Below are 15171 nucleotides of genomic sequence, written 5' to 3'. Positions count from 1 at the left end.
GGAGGGATTTTGTGATGAAGGCTCAACCCCAACTGATTAATGCGGCTGGCGCGCCAGCGGCGATTGGACCCTACTCGCATGCGGTGAAGCTCGGCAATTTGTTGTTCACCTCGGGCCAAATCCCGCTCGGCGCAGACGGCCAAGTGGTGGCTGGCGGTATCGAGGAGCAGACGCATCAAGTGTTCCGGAATCTGCAAGCGGTACTCGAAGCAGCAGGCTCTAATTTCCAGGATGTGGTGAAGGCGACTGTATTCCTCAAGGATATGAACCAGTTTGCAGACATTAATGCGATCTATGCTTCCTACTTTGGCGAGCATAAACCAGCTCGATCGGCTGTTGAGGTAGCAAGGCTGCCGAAGGATGTTCTTGTCGAAATAGAATTGATTGCATCGACGTCTGTCGAATGATAGCGAAAAGTTTTCAAATCGGAAAAAATTTTATATTTAGTGCATAAGATTACCAAAAAAACAGAAGGAATTAGCACAAATGTGTGGAAGTATACACCAAGTCTTCAAGAGACAAAGGTGGTGAAAACACAAGTGCAAATTACAGATGTCAGACTCCGACGTGTAAATTCCGAGGGCCGTATGAAGGCCATCGCATCCATTACCATTGACAACGAGTTCGTCGTTCACGATATTCGTGTTATCGACGGAAACAATGGAATGTTCGTTGCGATGCCAAGCAAACGGACTCCGGATGGAGAATTCCGGGATATCGCTCACCCGATTTCTTCGACCACCCGGGAGAAGATCCAAGCTGCAGTACTCGCCGAATACGAGCGTGCTGCCGTGGAAGAAGAAGTTATCGAAGAAGGAGCGTAATAATGAGACGAAGGGAGCCTGCGGGCTCTCTTTTCTTTTTGATACGAATAAGATATATTCTATAGAGATTAAGCGGAAATTGGGTTTTAAAACTAAGCACATGCTTACGAAGCAAGATTTTGCTTCAATGGATCCAATGGATCCCATAATACTCGCAAAACCTTTAGGAGGGTCACCATGAAATTAATCGCAATCGTCCTTGCCGCAGGCCAAGGCAAACGGATGAAATCGAAGTTATATAAAGTACTCCATCAAGTAAGCGGCAAACCGATGGTAGAGCATGTGCTCGATACCGTTGATGCATCCGCATGCGAGCGGAAGGTCGTCGTCGTCGGCCATGGCGCTGAGCTTGTAAAAGCTGCGCTGGGCGACCGGGCGGAGTTCGTGCTGCAGTCGGAACAGCTGGGCACAGGGCATGCCGTGCAGCAGGCAGCCGGTCTCGTAGGTGAAGAGGAAGGTACGACGGTTATTCTGTACGGAGACACGCCGCTTGTAACCTCGGAGACGATCGGCCATTTGCTAGAGAAGCATAAGGGCGCGAAAGCAGCGGCAACGGTCCTGACGGCGGTTGTGCCTAACCCGCAAGGGCTGGGACGAATTGTTCGCGGAGACAACGGGCAAGTGCTTCGTATCGTGGAGCAGAAGGATTGCTCGGCTGAAGAAGCGGCAATTACCGAAATTAACACGGGCATGTACTGCTTCGACAACCGCAAGCTGTTTGAGGCGCTTAAGCTCGTGAAAAACGATAATGCGCAAGGCGAGTTTTATTTGACGGACGTATTGGAAATTTTGCGCGTGGCCGGCGAGACGGTAGAGGCGCATATTGCAGCTGATTTTGCTGAAGGCATTGGCGTAAATGATCGTGTGGGTCTGGCTGAAGCGGAGCAGCTCATGCGTGCTCGCATCGTGCGCAAGCATCAGATCAATGGCGTGACGATTATCGATCCTGCGGCGACTTATATTGAAGCAGGCGTTGTCATCGGCGCAGATACGATCATCTACCCAGGCACCGTACTGCGTGGCAGCACGGTTATTGGCGAGGACTGCGTAATCGGGCCACAGGCCGATCTGACGAACGTTGAGCTGGGTAATGGCGTATCGGTCAAATATTCGGTTGCAGTTGACTCCGTCGTGGGCGACGGCAGCGCTGTCGGTCCTTATGCGAATCTGCGTCCAGGCTCGAAGCTTGGTCGCGAATGTAAAATCGGCGATTTCGTCGAGTTGAAAAATGCGACACTCGGCGATGGCAGCAAGGTCTCGCATTTGAGCTATGTAGGCGACGCCGTAGTGGGTAAAGACGTTAACATCGGCTGTGGCGCGATTACGGTTAACTATGATGGATTTAATAAGTCGATTACCGAAATCGGCGACAATGCCTTCGTCGGCAGCAACGTAAACCTCATCGCCCCAGTGAAAATCGGCGAAGGCGCTTATGTGGTTGCAGGCTCCACGATCACGCAGGACGTACCGAGCGGGGATCTGGCTATCGCGCGCGAGCGCCAAGTGAACAAGTCGGGCTACGCGAACAAAATTCGTGCCCGCGCGAAATCCAAGAAAGAACGGACGAATAAGCAATAGCGGGCGATTATTCCATCTCGGAATGGGAAGCCTAAAGGCAAGCTTCACGAAATACCGAAAGGCTGCATTCGCAGCCTTTTTTTGTCATAAGGAAGAGGATTCTGCCTAGGCGACGTATAATCAATAGAGAGACAACAAGCGAGTGAATGGCATTCATAGGAGTGAAACATACGCAATGAAATGGATCGTTGGACTGGGCAACCCCGGCACGAAATATCAGAATACGCGCCATAACGTCGGCTTTATGGCGATTGATTCGCTTGCCAAGCGTTGGGGGATCAGTGTTACCCAGAGCAAGTGCAAGGCGCTGATCGGGGAAGGGAACGTAGGCGGCACGAAAGTGGCTTTGATTAAACCGATGACCTATATGAATCTATCCGGCGAGACCGTACGCGCATATATGGACTATTATAAGGTGGCGCTGGAGGATCTGATCGTCATTTATGACGACCTCGATACGGAGATGGGGCGTATCCGGCTTCGGTACCAAGGCAGCCCCGGCGGACACAACGGCATCAAGTCGATCATTCAGCATACGGGGACGCAGACGTTTAACCGTATTCGAATGGGCATCACAAGGCCGCTCCCAGGCGGCAATATCGCTGACTATGTGCTGGACAACTTCCCGAAGGCGGAGCAGGATAAGCTAGCGATTATGATCGAGCAGACCTGCGATGCAGCGGAGTTTGCATTGAAGGCTACGTTCGAGCAGACGATGGCGAAGTTTAACGGGTAGTTCAGTAGTGGAAGGGCGTTAACTGCAAGCATGCGAATTAGAAGCAGCCGGATGGGGCATACTGGAGCGTATAACAACTCTTCGGGAGGCATACATATGGCTGTAAATTACATTTGCCGGCATTGCAGATCCACGGTTGGATCGATTAATAGCAGCTCTGTGACAGAGCAGCAGCTCGGTTTCCATTTCTTGACCCCTGAGGAGCGCAGCGATATAATAGCGTATAATCCGAATGGGGATGTAACGGTAAGCGTCGTATGCGATTATTGCAATGAGGCGCTGGAAGCGAACCCGGAGCTAGTGCTAATCTCAAATCCGCTTCAATAATGCGGAGTTGATTGTCGTATGGAGCTGCAGCCTTGGCCTAGGCACTGATAGGGCTGAGGCTTCTTTGCGTGTTTATTGCTAAAGGTTATATGCGATGATCGGCGGCCCTTCCCTTGCCTAGGAAGCGGACGCCTGTCTTGCGTCGTAGAAAGAAGGTGCCGTCAACGTTGAAAGCGTTAATTCAGGCTTTTGCCGCGGATGCGGATTATCAAACGGTACTGACGGGCGTCACGGCTGGAATGCGCGAGCAGCTCATTTCCGGTCTGGCAGGCTCGTCTCGTCAGGTGCTTGTGTCGGCGCTCCGATCGGATTTGGATCGGCCGATGCTCGTCGTCACCCATAATATGTTCGCCGCACAGAAGATTGCGGAGGACCTGCAGGAGCTGCTGTCGCCTAGCGAAGTACTCCTTTATCCCGCCAACGAACTGGTTGCAGCCGAAGCGGCAGTCTCGAGTCCCGAGACGCTTGCGCAGCGCATTGACGCGCTTATCCGGCTGTCTCAGGGGTTTCGCGGGATTGTCGTCGTTCCGTTCAGCGGCGTTCGGCGCTATGTGCCCGTTAAGGGAGTCATGGCGGATGCGCAGATCAGTTTGAAGGTAGGCGAGTCGCTGCCGATGGAGACGTTCCTGCGCCGTATGACCGGAATTGGCTATGAGCGCGTCGATCGTGTCGAATCGAAGGGCGAGATGAGCGTTAGGGGCGGAATTGTCGATTTCTACCCGCTAACCTCGCCCGTGGCGTGCCGTGTGGAATGGTTCGACGAGGAAATTGACTCCATTCGAACGTTCGATGCGTCAGACCAGCGCTCGCTTGAGAAGCTGGACGCATTCGTCGTCACGCCATGCAGGGAGCTGCCGGCCGATGAGCGGCGATTCAAAAATGCTGCCCAGCATGCGCAGGATTTGCTGGATAAGCAGTTGGAGAAGATGGCGGATCGCACGGCGAAGGAGCGTTTGAAGGGCGAGATCGGCAGCGAAATTGAGAAGCTGAGGGAAGAGCAGTATTTTTCCGAAATGTACAAATACGTCTCGCTTCTGTATCCGGAACGGCACACGCTGCTCGATTACCTGCCGCAGGATACGCTGTTGATTCTCGACGAGCCGCTTCGGCTGATCGAGACGGCACGCCAGCTGGAGCGGGATGAAGCGGAGTGGGCGACGCATCTGTTGTCCCACGGCAAATCGCTGCCAAGCCTGCCGCTTGCCAGGGAAACGGATGAGATCATGCATCACCGTGCGTATCAAACGATCTTCCTGTCGTTGTTCCTGCGCCAGATTCCGCATACGCAGCCGCAAAATATTTTGAATTTTATGTGCCGTGCGACGCAAAATTTCCATGGGCAGATGAACGTGCTGAAGTCGGAGATGGATCGCTGGAAGAAGGCCGGGGCGACAGTCATGATGCTCGCTGGCAGTGCGGAACGGATGGACCGCATGCGCCGCGTGCTGCATGATTACGGCATCGAGCCGCCGTCGCTGATTGAAGGCAATTTGCAGGCAGGCTTCGAGCTGCCGTCTATTCACCTTGTCGTGATTACGGAAGGCGAGATGTTCTCGCAGAAGCAGCGTAAAGCGACGCGTGTCGATAAGAAGATCGATAATGCGGAGCGGATCAAGAGCTATACCGAGCTGAAGGTTGGCGATTATGTCGTCCACCAGAATCACGGGATTGGCAAGTATCTTGGCATCGGCACGTTGGAGATTGGCGGCATTCATAAAGATTATATGCATGTCATGTATGCAGGCGGCGATAAGCTGTCTGTTCCGATCGAGCAGATCGACATGATTCAGAAATACGTCGGCTCGGAAGAGAAAGAGCCGAAGGTTTATAAGCTTGGCGGCAATGAGTGGGCGCGCGTGAAGACGAAGGTTCGTTCGTCGGTTAAGGATATCGCGGATGAGCTGATCAAGCTGTATGCCGATCGCCAAGCGAGCCCTGGCTTCGCTTTTGGACAGGATACGCCTTATCAGCAGGAATTCGAAGCGATGTTCCCATATGACGAGACGCGCGATCAACTGCGTGCGATCGGTGAAATCAAGGCGGACATGGAGATGTCTCGCCCGATGGATCGCCTGCTCTGCGGCGACGTGGGCTATGGCAAGACCGAGGTTGCTGTGCGTGCGGCGTTTAAAGCGGCAATTGAGGGCAAGCAGGTTGCCATACTGGTGCCGACGACGATTTTGGCCCAGCAGCACTTCGAGACGTTCCGTGAACGTTTCTCCGGCTATCCGTTTAACGTGCAGGTGCTTTCGCGCTTCCGCTCCCGCAAGGAGCAGAATGAGACGATGAAGGGCATTAAAGCGGGTACCGTCGATATCGTGATCGGTACGCACCGTTTGCTGTCGCAGGACGTTGTATTTAAGGATCTGGGGCTGCTTATCGTCGATGAGGAGCAGCGGTTCGGCGTATCCCACAAGGAGAAGCTGAAGCGGCTGAAGACGAACGTGGACGTGCTGACGCTGACAGCTACGCCGATTCCCCGGACGCTGCACATGTCGATGCTGGGCGTTCGCGACCTGTCGGTCATCGAGACACCGCCGGAAAACCGTTTCCCGGTGCAGACCTATGTTTTGGAATATAGCGCAGCGCTCGTACGAGAATCCGTCGAACGGGAATTAGCGCGCGGCGGACAGGTATACTATCTGTATAACCGCGTCCAAGGCATCCATCAGATGGCTGACCAGATAAAAGCGCTAGTGCCTGACGCCAGAGTGGCTGTCGGCCATGGCCAGATGTCCGAGCAGGAGCTGGAGAAGACGATTCTCGATTTCCTGGACGGCGAGTCGGATGTGCTGGTCAGTACGAGCATTATCGAGACAGGCGTAGATATACCGAATGTAAACACTTTAATCGTACATGATGCTGACAAGATGGGCTTATCCCAGCTATATCAGCTTCGCGGGCGGGTCGGCCGTTCCAATCGGATTGCTTACGCTTACTTTACCTACCAAAGGGATAAAGTGCTGACCGAGGTGGCGGAGAAACGGCTGCAGTCGATTAAGGAGTTTACGGAGCTGGGCTCCGGTTTCAAAATCGCCATGCGAGATCTTGCTATACGCGGCGCAGGCAACTTGCTCGGCGCGGAGCAGCATGGGTTTATCGCATCGGTCGGCTTCGACCTTTACTCGCAGATGCTCGCTGACGAGGTGGCTGCCCGTAAGGCGCAGCTTGATGGCGCAGCGCCGGTCGAGGAGCGCAAAGTGGCGACGGTTATCGATTTGAGCCTCGATGCGTACTTGCCTTCGGATTATATTTACGACAGCATTCAGAAAATCGAGATCTACAAAAAGGTCGCTGCGATTCGTCAGATCGAAGAGACCGAGGATCTGCGCGACGAGCTTGTCGACCGTTTCGGCGATTTGCCGCTTGCGGTTGAAAATCTGTTGGCGGTTGCCCGCCTGAAGGCATACGGCGCTGAGTATGGCATTGAGCAGATCTCACAGAAAGCCGATGATTGGAAGCTTCGGATTGCTGCCCGCGATATGGCGCGCATCGATAAGAAGAAGGTCGACCTGCTTTGCCTGAAGTACGAGAATCGGTTCAAACGGTTTGACGACGATGGAGCGGGCGGACCGCCGTTCCTGCTGCTTCGAGGCAAAGGCCTTACGCAAGAGCAGCGGCTTGAGCTGCTAGAGAAGTTTCTTCATGACTATCAAGAAGCTGTGAAATCGAAGGGAGAACTCCAGGATGTTGCACAATAAACAGCAACGCAGCCGTTCCGGTCGCCGCGGCTTCATTGCGGCGCTGGTTCTACTGCTGGCACTGTCGGTTGCATTAGCCGCTTGCGGGAAGAAAACCGACGACACCAAAGCGCCGGCGTCAGGCGAGGGGAAGGTTATTGCCGAGTACAAGGACGGTACGGTTACCGATAAGGAGTTCGACCGGTATCTCGGATTCTTCTCCCTTGTGAACGAGCAGGCGGAAATGTATTTGACTGTCCCGAGCATGAAGGAGCAGTTTCTGCGCGAATACATTGGCTACAAGGTGCTGTATAGCCGCGTAGACGAGAAGTCGAAGGATTCGTCAAAGGAAGAGGTCGACAAATTCGTTGACCAATTCAAGCAGACGGCAGACTCCAACGCGGAAATGAAAGCAAAAATGGAGAAGTCCGGCCTGACCGTCGATAATGCTGCATGGTACTATCGGATGATCGTCTCGGTTATGGATCATTCCGAGCAGAACGTGAAGGATGCGGATATGAAGGCGATTTATGATAAGGCGCCATCCGACTTTAATAACATAACGGTTCGTCACATTCTGATCGGGTTCAAGGACCCGTCGACCGGCAAGGAGAAGCTGTCCAAAGCGGACGCGCTCAAGAAAGCCCAAGAGGTCAAGCAGAAGCTGGAGGCGGGCGGCGATTGGGCCGCGCTGGCGAAGCAGTATTCAGACGACGAAGGCTCGAAGGATAAAGGCGGACTGTATGAGAATCAAGAGCCGCGCGTGTGGGTGGAGGCGTTCAAGAAGGCTGCGAACACGCAGGAGATTGGCAAAATCGGCGATCCCGTGGAGACGGAATACGGCTATCATGTCATGAAGGTGGAGAAGCGGGAAACGCGAACGTGGGAGCAAGTGCCACAGGCGACGAAGGACGAGCTTCGCAAGTCGGCTTCGACGACGGTGCTGAACGATTTTATGACGAAGGAGCTGCCCGGCCTAATTACGAAGGTTGATCTTCCGAAGGAAGAGACGACAGGCACGAAAGAAGGCGGGACCGATGCAGGCAAAGATGCGGGCACGGACTCCGGCGCGGCAACCGAGAAGAAGGAAGAGACGAAGTAGGGATATAGGTTGGCAGGCAGGCATGCGGAGGACAAGCCGTATGCTTGCTTTTTTATGATAAAATAGGAGCCGAAATGCGGCTGTTACCCATAAGGCAACAAACGTCGCCAGCAATAGGTGCCATAGTGAATAGCCAACCCCTTGCGTATCTGTTACAATACAAAGAGTTGAATTTTGAAAGGGGATACATAATGAACCAGACAACTCGTACTTCCACGTGGAAACGCAGCTTGCTGCTCGTTGTAGCGATGTTGCTCGTCGTATCGGCATTGGCAGCATGCGGCAAGAAGAATGCGAAGGATTCGGACAAAGAAAGCGCAAGCAACAGCAGCAACAGTACGGTAATTGCTACCTACAAGGGCGGCGAGGTTACCGAAGAGGAGTTCACGAAGTACACGACGTTCTACTCGTTGTTCGACCAGTCGTTCGCTATGTATCTCCAGATTCCTGAGGCGAAAGAGCAGTATCTGAAAGAGTATGTGGGCTATAAAACGTTGTACGACCGTTCCAGCGAAGATGATAAGAAGAGTGCGGATACGGAAGTCGCGACGTTCATCAAGCAGTACAATGAGCAGCTGACAAGCAATGCAGAGATGAAGAAAACAGTGGATGCTGCGGGCCTTACAGAAAAAGACGTAAGCGGCTTCTACAAGCAAATCGTAACGATTCGCAAGTATTGGGAGCGTAATGTATCGGATGCCGATATCAAAGCGGAGTACGAGAAAAATAAAGGCGGATATAACCTCGTTAGCGTTCGCCACATTTTGATTTCGACGGTTGACCCTTCGACGGGCGAGGAGAAGCGCAAGGATGAGGAAGCGCTCAAAATTGCAAAAGAAGTGAAAGCGAAGCTGGACAAAGGCGGCGACTGGAAAGCGCTGGCTAACCAATACTCCGATGATGAAGGCTCCAAAGGCAATGGCGGCTTGTACGAAAATGCAAGCCCGAACTCGTGGGTTGCAGAGTTTAAGGAAGCAGCGATCACCCAGCCAGTTGGTACGGTTGGCGAGCCAGTTAAATCGCAATACGGCTACCATGTCATGAAGGTTGAGAAGCGCGAGAGCAAGAAGTTCGAAGAGCTGTCCGAAGATGTGAAGACGCAAGTGAAAACAGGCGCGATCAACACGAAAATGGGCGACTTCATGACGAAAGAGCTGCCTACGCTGATTGAAAAAATCAACCTGCCGAAGGCGGAGACGCCAGCTGCGGGCACAGGTACGGATGCAGGCGCAGGTACTGGCGCAACGGATTCGACCGAGAAGAAAGACGAAGCAACGACCAAATAAGTCCAAAGCAATCGGACAAGCTAAAAAAAAGGGAGACCCTCGTTCCGTTAATTGGTATTATCCCCTTACGGTAGACAGTGAAAAAAGAGTTCATGCTATGATGAACTCAACACTGTTGACCGGAGGGGATTTTTCATGGCGAAAAAGGGTCAAACATTTAACCGTTATGATGAAGCAACGAAGAAAGAAGCGGTGAGACTTCGCTTAGAAGAACAATGGAGTTATCCAATGATCATGGATAAATTCGGAATTAAGAGTGAAACTCAGATCATGAATTGGGTCCGTAAAGCCCAAAATGGAGAGTCGTTTGAAGACTACCGTGGGAAATGGACGAAGAAACATTTCAACTCTGCTGAGGAAGAGATCGCTCATTTGAAAGCACAGGTCGAGTACCTAAAAAAGCTCAATCCAAATCTACATGGGGAGGGAAGTTGGATAAGCAAGCCCGGTTCGAGTCCATTCGAGAAATGACAACAAGCTTTACGACCGTTCTTCTGTGCAAAATAGCGGATGTTTCTCGTGCTGGTTACTACAAATGGCTGTCGACCTACGAAACCCGTCAAGCACGGCTAGACGAAGATACCGTACTAAAAGAGCATATTCTAGCTATTCACCGTATTCGGCCTCATTACGGCTATTTCCGTATGCGCACTGCATTACGTAAAGAAGGCTTGACTGTGAATCATAAGAAAGTACGACGACTCATGCGTGAGCTTGGGATTCAGTCTGTTATTCGTAAAAAACGCCCCTTTGCAGGTCGCAAACCTTCCGTGCTATTCCCGAATGTGTTGAACCGTGAGTTCACGGCAACAGCAGCTAAACTCAAACTTGTTACTGACATAACCTACGTTCGTGTTGGGCATGAATTTCTCTATCTGTCCGTTATTTTAGACCTCTTCAACAATGAAGTGATGGCTTGGAAGCTTAGCGCGCGAAATGACCTTGAGCTTGTCCTCGAGACCGTCAAACAGTTGAAGACGCCAAAAGCGTCGCTTCACTCCGACCAAGGTTTTCAGTACACCACAAAGACTTATGCAAAGCTGCTGGAGGATCATGGTCTGCAAGGAAGCCATTCAAGGCGCGGAAACTGCTTTGATAATGCTTGCATCGAATCCTTTTTCTCTCACCTGAAGACGGAGAAGCTTCACTTGGCAAAGCCAAAAAGTGAAGTTGAGGCCAAGCAGCTGATTGCGGAGTACATCACCTATTACAACCAAGAACGATTCCAGAAAAAATTAGGCGACCGCTCTCCTGTTGAATTCAGGAATGCGATCGCCGCTTAGTTACTGCTTTTTTAACTGTCTACTTGACGGGGATATGACCAAATCGGAGCCGCAGGGTCACCCTTTTTTTGATGCCAGTCGTTAATGGAATTGCACGTTGTTCTTACCCTTGCGCTTCGCTCGGTACATGGCATGATCGGCGCTGCTCAGCAGTTCCTCCGTCGTTGCGCCGTCCTTCGGGTAGAGGCTGACCCCTATGCTTAGCTGGATGCGCAGCAGCTCTCCATGAATATTAATCCCGCGTTCGAAGCGGTCCTGCAGCTTAGCTGTGCTTGCCCGAAGGGACAAGTCATTGGCGGCCGGCATCAGAATCACGAATTCGTCTCCACCGAAGCGGGCAACGACATTGGGCGCTGGCATGAGCCGCTGGAGCTCTAGCGCAACTTGCCGAACGACGTCATCTCCGTATGCATGACCTTGGGTGTCGTTCAATTGTTTAAAATTATCGACATCAATGAACCAGATTGCAAAAGGCTGCCCGCCACGCTCCTTCGAGCTGCGAAGATGGCGTTCAAGCAGCTGCATCATTCGGCGTCTGTCAGGCAGCCCCGTAAGCGGGTCTGATAGGGCGAAACTTTGCATGGATTGCGTCATTTGATTAAAAGTGCTGGCCAAGCGTCCCCACTCATCCCGGCTATGCGCGGGCATGGTGACGGCAAGATCGCCGTCCTTCATCCGTAAGAAGGCCTCGCGGTATGCGCGAATAGGGCGAAGCACCAGGTTAACGAGCAGTGCGGAAACGAACAGTCCAATTAATAACGCAAGGCCAACGATAAAGCCAAAGGATCGGATCAGAGCGCTTGCGGAACTGTGCCTAGCAGCATCGGAAGAAATAAAGGCAAGCTTCCAATCTGTCTCCTTATTCGTGCTGAATATCATCTTCGACGCTGTGCCTTCTGAAGTCGTTATCGGATAGATGCCCTGATTCGCAAATCCAAGCATCCCCCTGTAAGCAGAATCATGTAAGGGTTGGCCCGTTTTTAACAAAGGATGCATGATCACATTGCCTGCGGAATCCGCGAGAATGAAAGGGCTTTCCAACTCTGCTGCAGCAAGTTGAGCGAGCTGGGCGATACGGTTTAGCGAAACGACAATCTCTACAACGCCTGATCCGTCCTTCAGCGGGGCGGTAATGGCTGTTTCGAGCTTGCCGTTCGAGCTGCGAGCAGGCTGGTGCAAGGTCGGCGTATAGCTCGCTGATAAACTTAATGCTGATGCTCCAAGGGAAACTGCTGCCGCTGGCTCAGAGGAGCGCTGAACGGACAATGCGGCACCTTGAGATGGTCGTACAATTATATAGCTGTAATCCTCATGCCGAAGCAAAAAGCTTTGCAGCCAATCCTCCAAATCGTCGCGTCCGCGGGTATTCGTATTGTTTCGTTCGTTCGGAAATACGCGAGCTAGCCAGTCAGTGTCCGCAATAGCTGCACCAATAGTGGAATCGATCTGTTGATTGATGAGGTAAAGGTTATCATCGATTCGTTGCGTAACGGCACGATCCGTTTGCGAGTGGATGAGCTGATAAGCGATCATAATGACCAGAGAGGTGGGGATGAGCATGCTGAGGGTTACGGCTAACGCGAACTTATGCCTCAGACCTAATCTGGGCATTACAAGCTGCATCATAAGTCACACCCTATGTCGTAGTTATTTCGGACTATTTTTCAATTATCATAATATTACCATGTTTATCCTTTGTGTCCAGTACCGGAAAGTTAAGTTTGTTTAAAATAATTGTGTCGAATTGGCAACATTAATCGCCGAAAATTGATAATAAAGAATTAGAATAATGTTCGGATTACGATATACTTTGTTCTTTCATGTTGAATGTTAGAATATCGAACTTGCATCTAAAGTTCTAGCCGTCAAACGTAAGAAAAATCGAATATTTCGAGTTAAAATGTCATATAAACTAACATAATAGCGGTGAAAACTCGCCGATCGATTACCATTCGCAAGGGATTCAAATAAGTTTGTGTTAGATATATTGACATTAATAGAAAAGCCCCTCTATAATGAGATCACGAACATTGGAATGGATTTACAGACTAATGTTCGTCAATTCGATCGTATATTGGGGAGTGGGAGAATGAAGAAAAAGAAAAAGACGATCTATCAGACAGCAGCGTTGCTTGTTGCCCTTTGTCTCGCATTAGCGGCATGCGGCGGTAAAGATGAGCCGGCATCTACGACGACAGGGGACAAATCGTCAGCTGCCAGCGGCGATACGATTAAGGTAGGCATTCTTCATTCGCTCAGCGGTACGATGGCGATCAGTGAGGTGTCCGTGAAGGACGCGGAGATGATGGCAATTGATGAAATAAACGCGAAGGGCGGCGTGCTCGGCAAGAAGATCGAGCCGGTCGTTGAAGACGGAGCGTCCGACTGGCCGACATTCGCCGAGAAAGCGCGCAAGCTCATTTCTGAAGATAAAGTAACGACTGTATTCGGCGGCTGGACTTCCGCAAGCCGGAAAGCGATGCTGCCTGTATTCGAAGAGCTGAACGGATTGCTCTGGTACCCTGTTCAGTATGAAGGGCTTGAGCAATCGCCTAACATTTTCTACACGGGCGCGACGACGAACCAGCAAATCGTACCGGCTGTATCGTGGCTGCTCCAGAACCGCGGCAAGAAGTTCTATTTGCTCGGTTCGGATTATGTATTCCCGCGTACGGCGAACAAGATTATTAAAGAACAGCTGAAAGCCGAGGGCGGCGAGCTGGTGGGCGAAGAATACACGCCGCTCGGTCATACGGACTACAGCACGATTATTACGAAAATCAAAGAAGCGAAGCCGGATGTCGTATTTAATACGATGAACGGCGATAGCAACGTTGCATTCTTCAAGCAGCTGAAGGATGCGGGCATTTCGTCGAAGGATCTGACGACACTGTCGGTGTCGGTGGCGGAGGAAGAAATTCGCGGCATCGGCGCGGATGTGCTGGCGGGCCATCTCGCAGCATGGAACTATTACCAAACGACGGATACGCCGCAAAATAAAACTTTCGTAGACAACTATAAGAAGAAATACGGAGCGGACCGTGTAACGGCTGACCCGATTGAAGCCGGCTATGATGCGGTTTACCTATGGGCGGCTGCAGTAGAGAAAGCGGGCTCTACGGATGTCGATAAGGTCAAAGCGGCAGCGAAGGATCTGGAGTGGGACGCACCGGAGGGCAAAGTGAAAATCGATGGCGAAACGCAGCACTTGTACAAAATTGTCCGTATCGGCGAAGTTCAAACGGATGGACAGTTCAAGGAGCTATGGGATTCGGGCGAGCCTGTTAAGCCGGATCCATACCTCAAAGGCTACGCGTGGGCCGCATCACTCAGCTCGGGCAACTAGCATAAGATACGCAGCTTAAAGGAGGAAGTATTCGCTGCTGTTCAGCTTCGAATGCTTCCTTTTCCTTTGTTGTCCAAATGGAATTGTGGGGTGAGATCATGGAATTATACGTCACGCAGCTGTTCAATGGGCTCAGCGTAAGCTCGATTTTGCTGCTGATTGCGTTAGGATTGGCCATTACATTCGGACTTATGAACGTCATCAATATGGCGCATGGCGAGCTCATTATGATCGGGGCATATGCCACGTACGTCACGCAAAATATTTTTAAAAGCGCGCTGCCTGACTCGCTCTTTAACTGGTACTTCGTTTTATCCATCCCCGTTAGCTTCGGCATTGCATTCCTCTTCGGGCTCTTGCTCGAGGCCTCGCTTATCCGGCATCTGTACGGGCGCCCGCTCGACAGCTTGCTTGCAACTTGGGGAGTAGGGCTCGCGCTGCAGCAGCTCGCTCGCTCGATCTTTGGCGCACCGAATGTTGGCGTGACCAGTCCGACATGGCTGGATGGCGGGCTTACGGTTATGACGGGCGTGGTGCTGCCGTACAAACGGCTGTTCATTATCGGTTTGGTTATCGTCTGCCTGTTCGCCATGTACCTCTACATTTACCGCAGCCACGCGGGGCGCAATATGCGCGCTGTTATGCAAAATCGCGACATGGCCGCTTGCCTCGGCATCTCAACGCGCCGGGTAGACGCGATGACGTTCGCCATTGGCTCAGGCATTGCAGGCATCGCGGGCTGCGCCTTGACGCTAATTGGCCCAATCGGGCCGTCGCTCGGCACTTATTATATCGTGGACGCCTTCATGGTCGTCGTCTTAGGCGGCGTAGGCAAACTCATCGGTACATTGTTCGGGGCAATCGGTATTGGCATGACGAATACGTTATTCGAGTACTGGACGAATGCATCATTGGGCAAAGTGCTTGTGTTTATCTGTATTGTCGCATTCCTGCAATGGCGGCCAAAAGGGTTCGTCGCGATGCGTTCACGTTCGTTGGATTAGGAGGG

At 51.9% G+C, this 15171-nt stretch carries 12 protein-coding genes; 11 read left to right on the top strand and 1 reads right to left on the bottom strand.

Going from position 1 to position 15171, the window contains the following annotated elements; genetic code table 11:
* Positions 1-14: 14 nt before the first annotated feature.
* The 9 genes from PAECUDRAFT_RS11075 (at position 15) to PAECUDRAFT_RS11030 (ending at position 10816) form a co-directional block, all read left to right on the top strand.
* A complete protein-coding gene (locus PAECUDRAFT_RS11075; protein WP_006038186.1) occupies positions 15-407 on the top strand; it encodes a RidA family protein in 393 nt (130 codons plus the stop codon).
* A gap of 132 nt (positions 408-539) precedes the next feature.
* The gene (gene spoVG, locus PAECUDRAFT_RS11070; RefSeq protein WP_040712312.1) at positions 540-824 is read left to right on the top strand and encodes a septation regulator SpoVG; all 285 of its coding nucleotides are present in this window, start codon (positions 540-542) and stop codon (positions 822-824) included.
* A 177-nt stretch (positions 825-1001) separates the two neighbouring features.
* Positions 1002-2402: a bifunctional UDP-N-acetylglucosamine diphosphorylase/glucosamine-1-phosphate N-acetyltransferase GlmU gene (glmU, locus tag PAECUDRAFT_RS11065; protein ID WP_006038184.1), complete on the top strand. Its 1401-nt coding sequence runs from the start codon at positions 1002-1004 to the stop codon at positions 2400-2402.
* Between the two features lie 175 nt (positions 2403-2577).
* Positions 2578-3138 carry an aminoacyl-tRNA hydrolase gene (pth, locus tag PAECUDRAFT_RS11060; protein ID WP_006038183.1) on the top strand — a complete coding sequence of 187 codons (561 nt, stop codon included), beginning with the start codon at positions 2578-2580 and terminating at the stop codon, positions 3136-3138.
* A gap of 96 nt (positions 3139-3234) precedes the next feature.
* The gene (locus PAECUDRAFT_RS11055) at positions 3235-3465 is read left to right on the top strand and encodes an anti-sigma-F factor Fin family protein (protein ID WP_006038182.1); all 231 of its coding nucleotides are present in this window, start codon (positions 3235-3237) and stop codon (positions 3463-3465) included.
* A 167-nt stretch (positions 3466-3632) separates the two neighbouring features.
* Positions 3633-7166, top strand: coding sequence for a transcription-repair coupling factor (gene mfd / locus PAECUDRAFT_RS11050; RefSeq protein WP_006038181.1), 3534 nt, complete (start codon positions 3633-3635; stop codon positions 7164-7166).
* Complete coding sequence (locus PAECUDRAFT_RS11045) at positions 7153-8247, top strand: peptidylprolyl isomerase (protein ID WP_006038180.1); 1095 nt, start codon at positions 7153-7155, stop codon at positions 8245-8247. The genes mfd and PAECUDRAFT_RS11045 overlap by 14 nt, the downstream gene beginning before the upstream one ends.
* A gap of 191 nt (positions 8248-8438) precedes the next feature.
* Positions 8439-9533 (top strand): peptidylprolyl isomerase, encoded by a 1095-nt coding sequence (locus PAECUDRAFT_RS11040; protein ID WP_050794324.1) that lies wholly within the window; start codon positions 8439-8441, stop codon positions 9531-9533.
* 135 nt (positions 9534-9668) lie between these two features.
* Positions 9669-10816, top strand: a protein-coding gene (locus PAECUDRAFT_RS11030) for an IS3 family transposase (protein WP_085979470.1) whose coding sequence is annotated in 2 segments (ribosomal slippage) — positions 9669-9927 and positions 9927-10816 — 1149 coding nt in all. Because the reading frame shifts where the segments join, the coding sequence is not laid out codon by codon here.
* 81 nt (positions 10817-10897) lie between these two features.
* Here the strand turns inward: PAECUDRAFT_RS11030 and PAECUDRAFT_RS24625 are convergent.
* Positions 10898-12427: a diguanylate cyclase gene (locus tag PAECUDRAFT_RS24625; RefSeq protein ID WP_158306244.1), complete on the bottom strand. Its 1530-nt coding sequence runs from the start codon at positions 12425-12427 to the stop codon at positions 10898-10900.
* Between the two features lie 478 nt (positions 12428-12905).
* Between PAECUDRAFT_RS24625 and urtA the strand changes: the two genes are divergently transcribed.
* Complete coding sequence (urtA, locus tag PAECUDRAFT_RS11020; RefSeq protein WP_006038175.1) at positions 12906-14162, top strand: urea ABC transporter substrate-binding protein; 1257 nt, start codon at positions 12906-12908, stop codon at positions 14160-14162.
* Between the two features lie 98 nt (positions 14163-14260).
* Positions 14261-15166 carry an urea ABC transporter permease subunit UrtB gene (gene urtB / locus PAECUDRAFT_RS11015; protein ID WP_040712155.1) on the top strand — a complete coding sequence of 302 codons (906 nt, stop codon included), beginning with the start codon at positions 14261-14263 and terminating at the stop codon, positions 15164-15166.
* Positions 15167-15171 lie beyond the last annotated feature (5 nt).

Source organism: Paenibacillus curdlanolyticus YK9, from assembly GCF_000179615.1.
Classification (GTDB): Bacteria; Bacillota; Bacilli; order Paenibacillales; family Paenibacillaceae; genus Paenibacillus_T; species Paenibacillus_T curdlanolyticus.
Note: the sequence above shows the minus strand (reverse complement) of the source record. Positions and strands in the feature narration are given on the sequence as shown.

Excerpts from the sequence above, each read along its gene's own strand:
- PAECUDRAFT_RS11075 (WP_006038186.1), top strand. The coding sequence starts at position 15 with ATGAAGGCTCAACCCCAACTGATTAATGCGGCTGGCGCGCCAGCGGCG.
- glmU (WP_006038184.1), top strand. The coding sequence starts at position 1,002 with ATGAAATTAATCGCAATCGTCCTTGCCGCAGGCCAAGGCAAACGGATG.
- pth (WP_006038183.1), top strand. The coding sequence starts at position 2,578 with ATGAAATGGATCGTTGGACTGGGCAACCCCGGCACGAAATATCAGAAT.
- PAECUDRAFT_RS11055 (WP_006038182.1), top strand. The coding sequence starts at position 3,235 with ATGGCTGTAAATTACATTTGCCGGCATTGCAGATCCACGGTTGGATCG.
- PAECUDRAFT_RS11045 (WP_006038180.1), top strand. The coding sequence starts at position 7,153 with ATGTTGCACAATAAACAGCAACGCAGCCGTTCCGGTCGCCGCGGCTTC.
- PAECUDRAFT_RS11040 (WP_050794324.1), top strand. The coding sequence starts at position 8,439 with ATGAACCAGACAACTCGTACTTCCACGTGGAAACGCAGCTTGCTGCTC.
- PAECUDRAFT_RS24625 (WP_158306244.1), bottom strand. The coding sequence starts at position 12,427 with ATGCCCAGATTAGGTCTGAGGCATAAGTTCGCGTTAGCCGTAACCCTC.
- urtA (WP_006038175.1), top strand. The coding sequence starts at position 12,906 with ATGAAGAAAAAGAAAAAGACGATCTATCAGACAGCAGCGTTGCTTGTT.
- urtB (WP_040712155.1), top strand. The coding sequence starts at position 14,261 with ATGGAATTATACGTCACGCAGCTGTTCAATGGGCTCAGCGTAAGCTCG.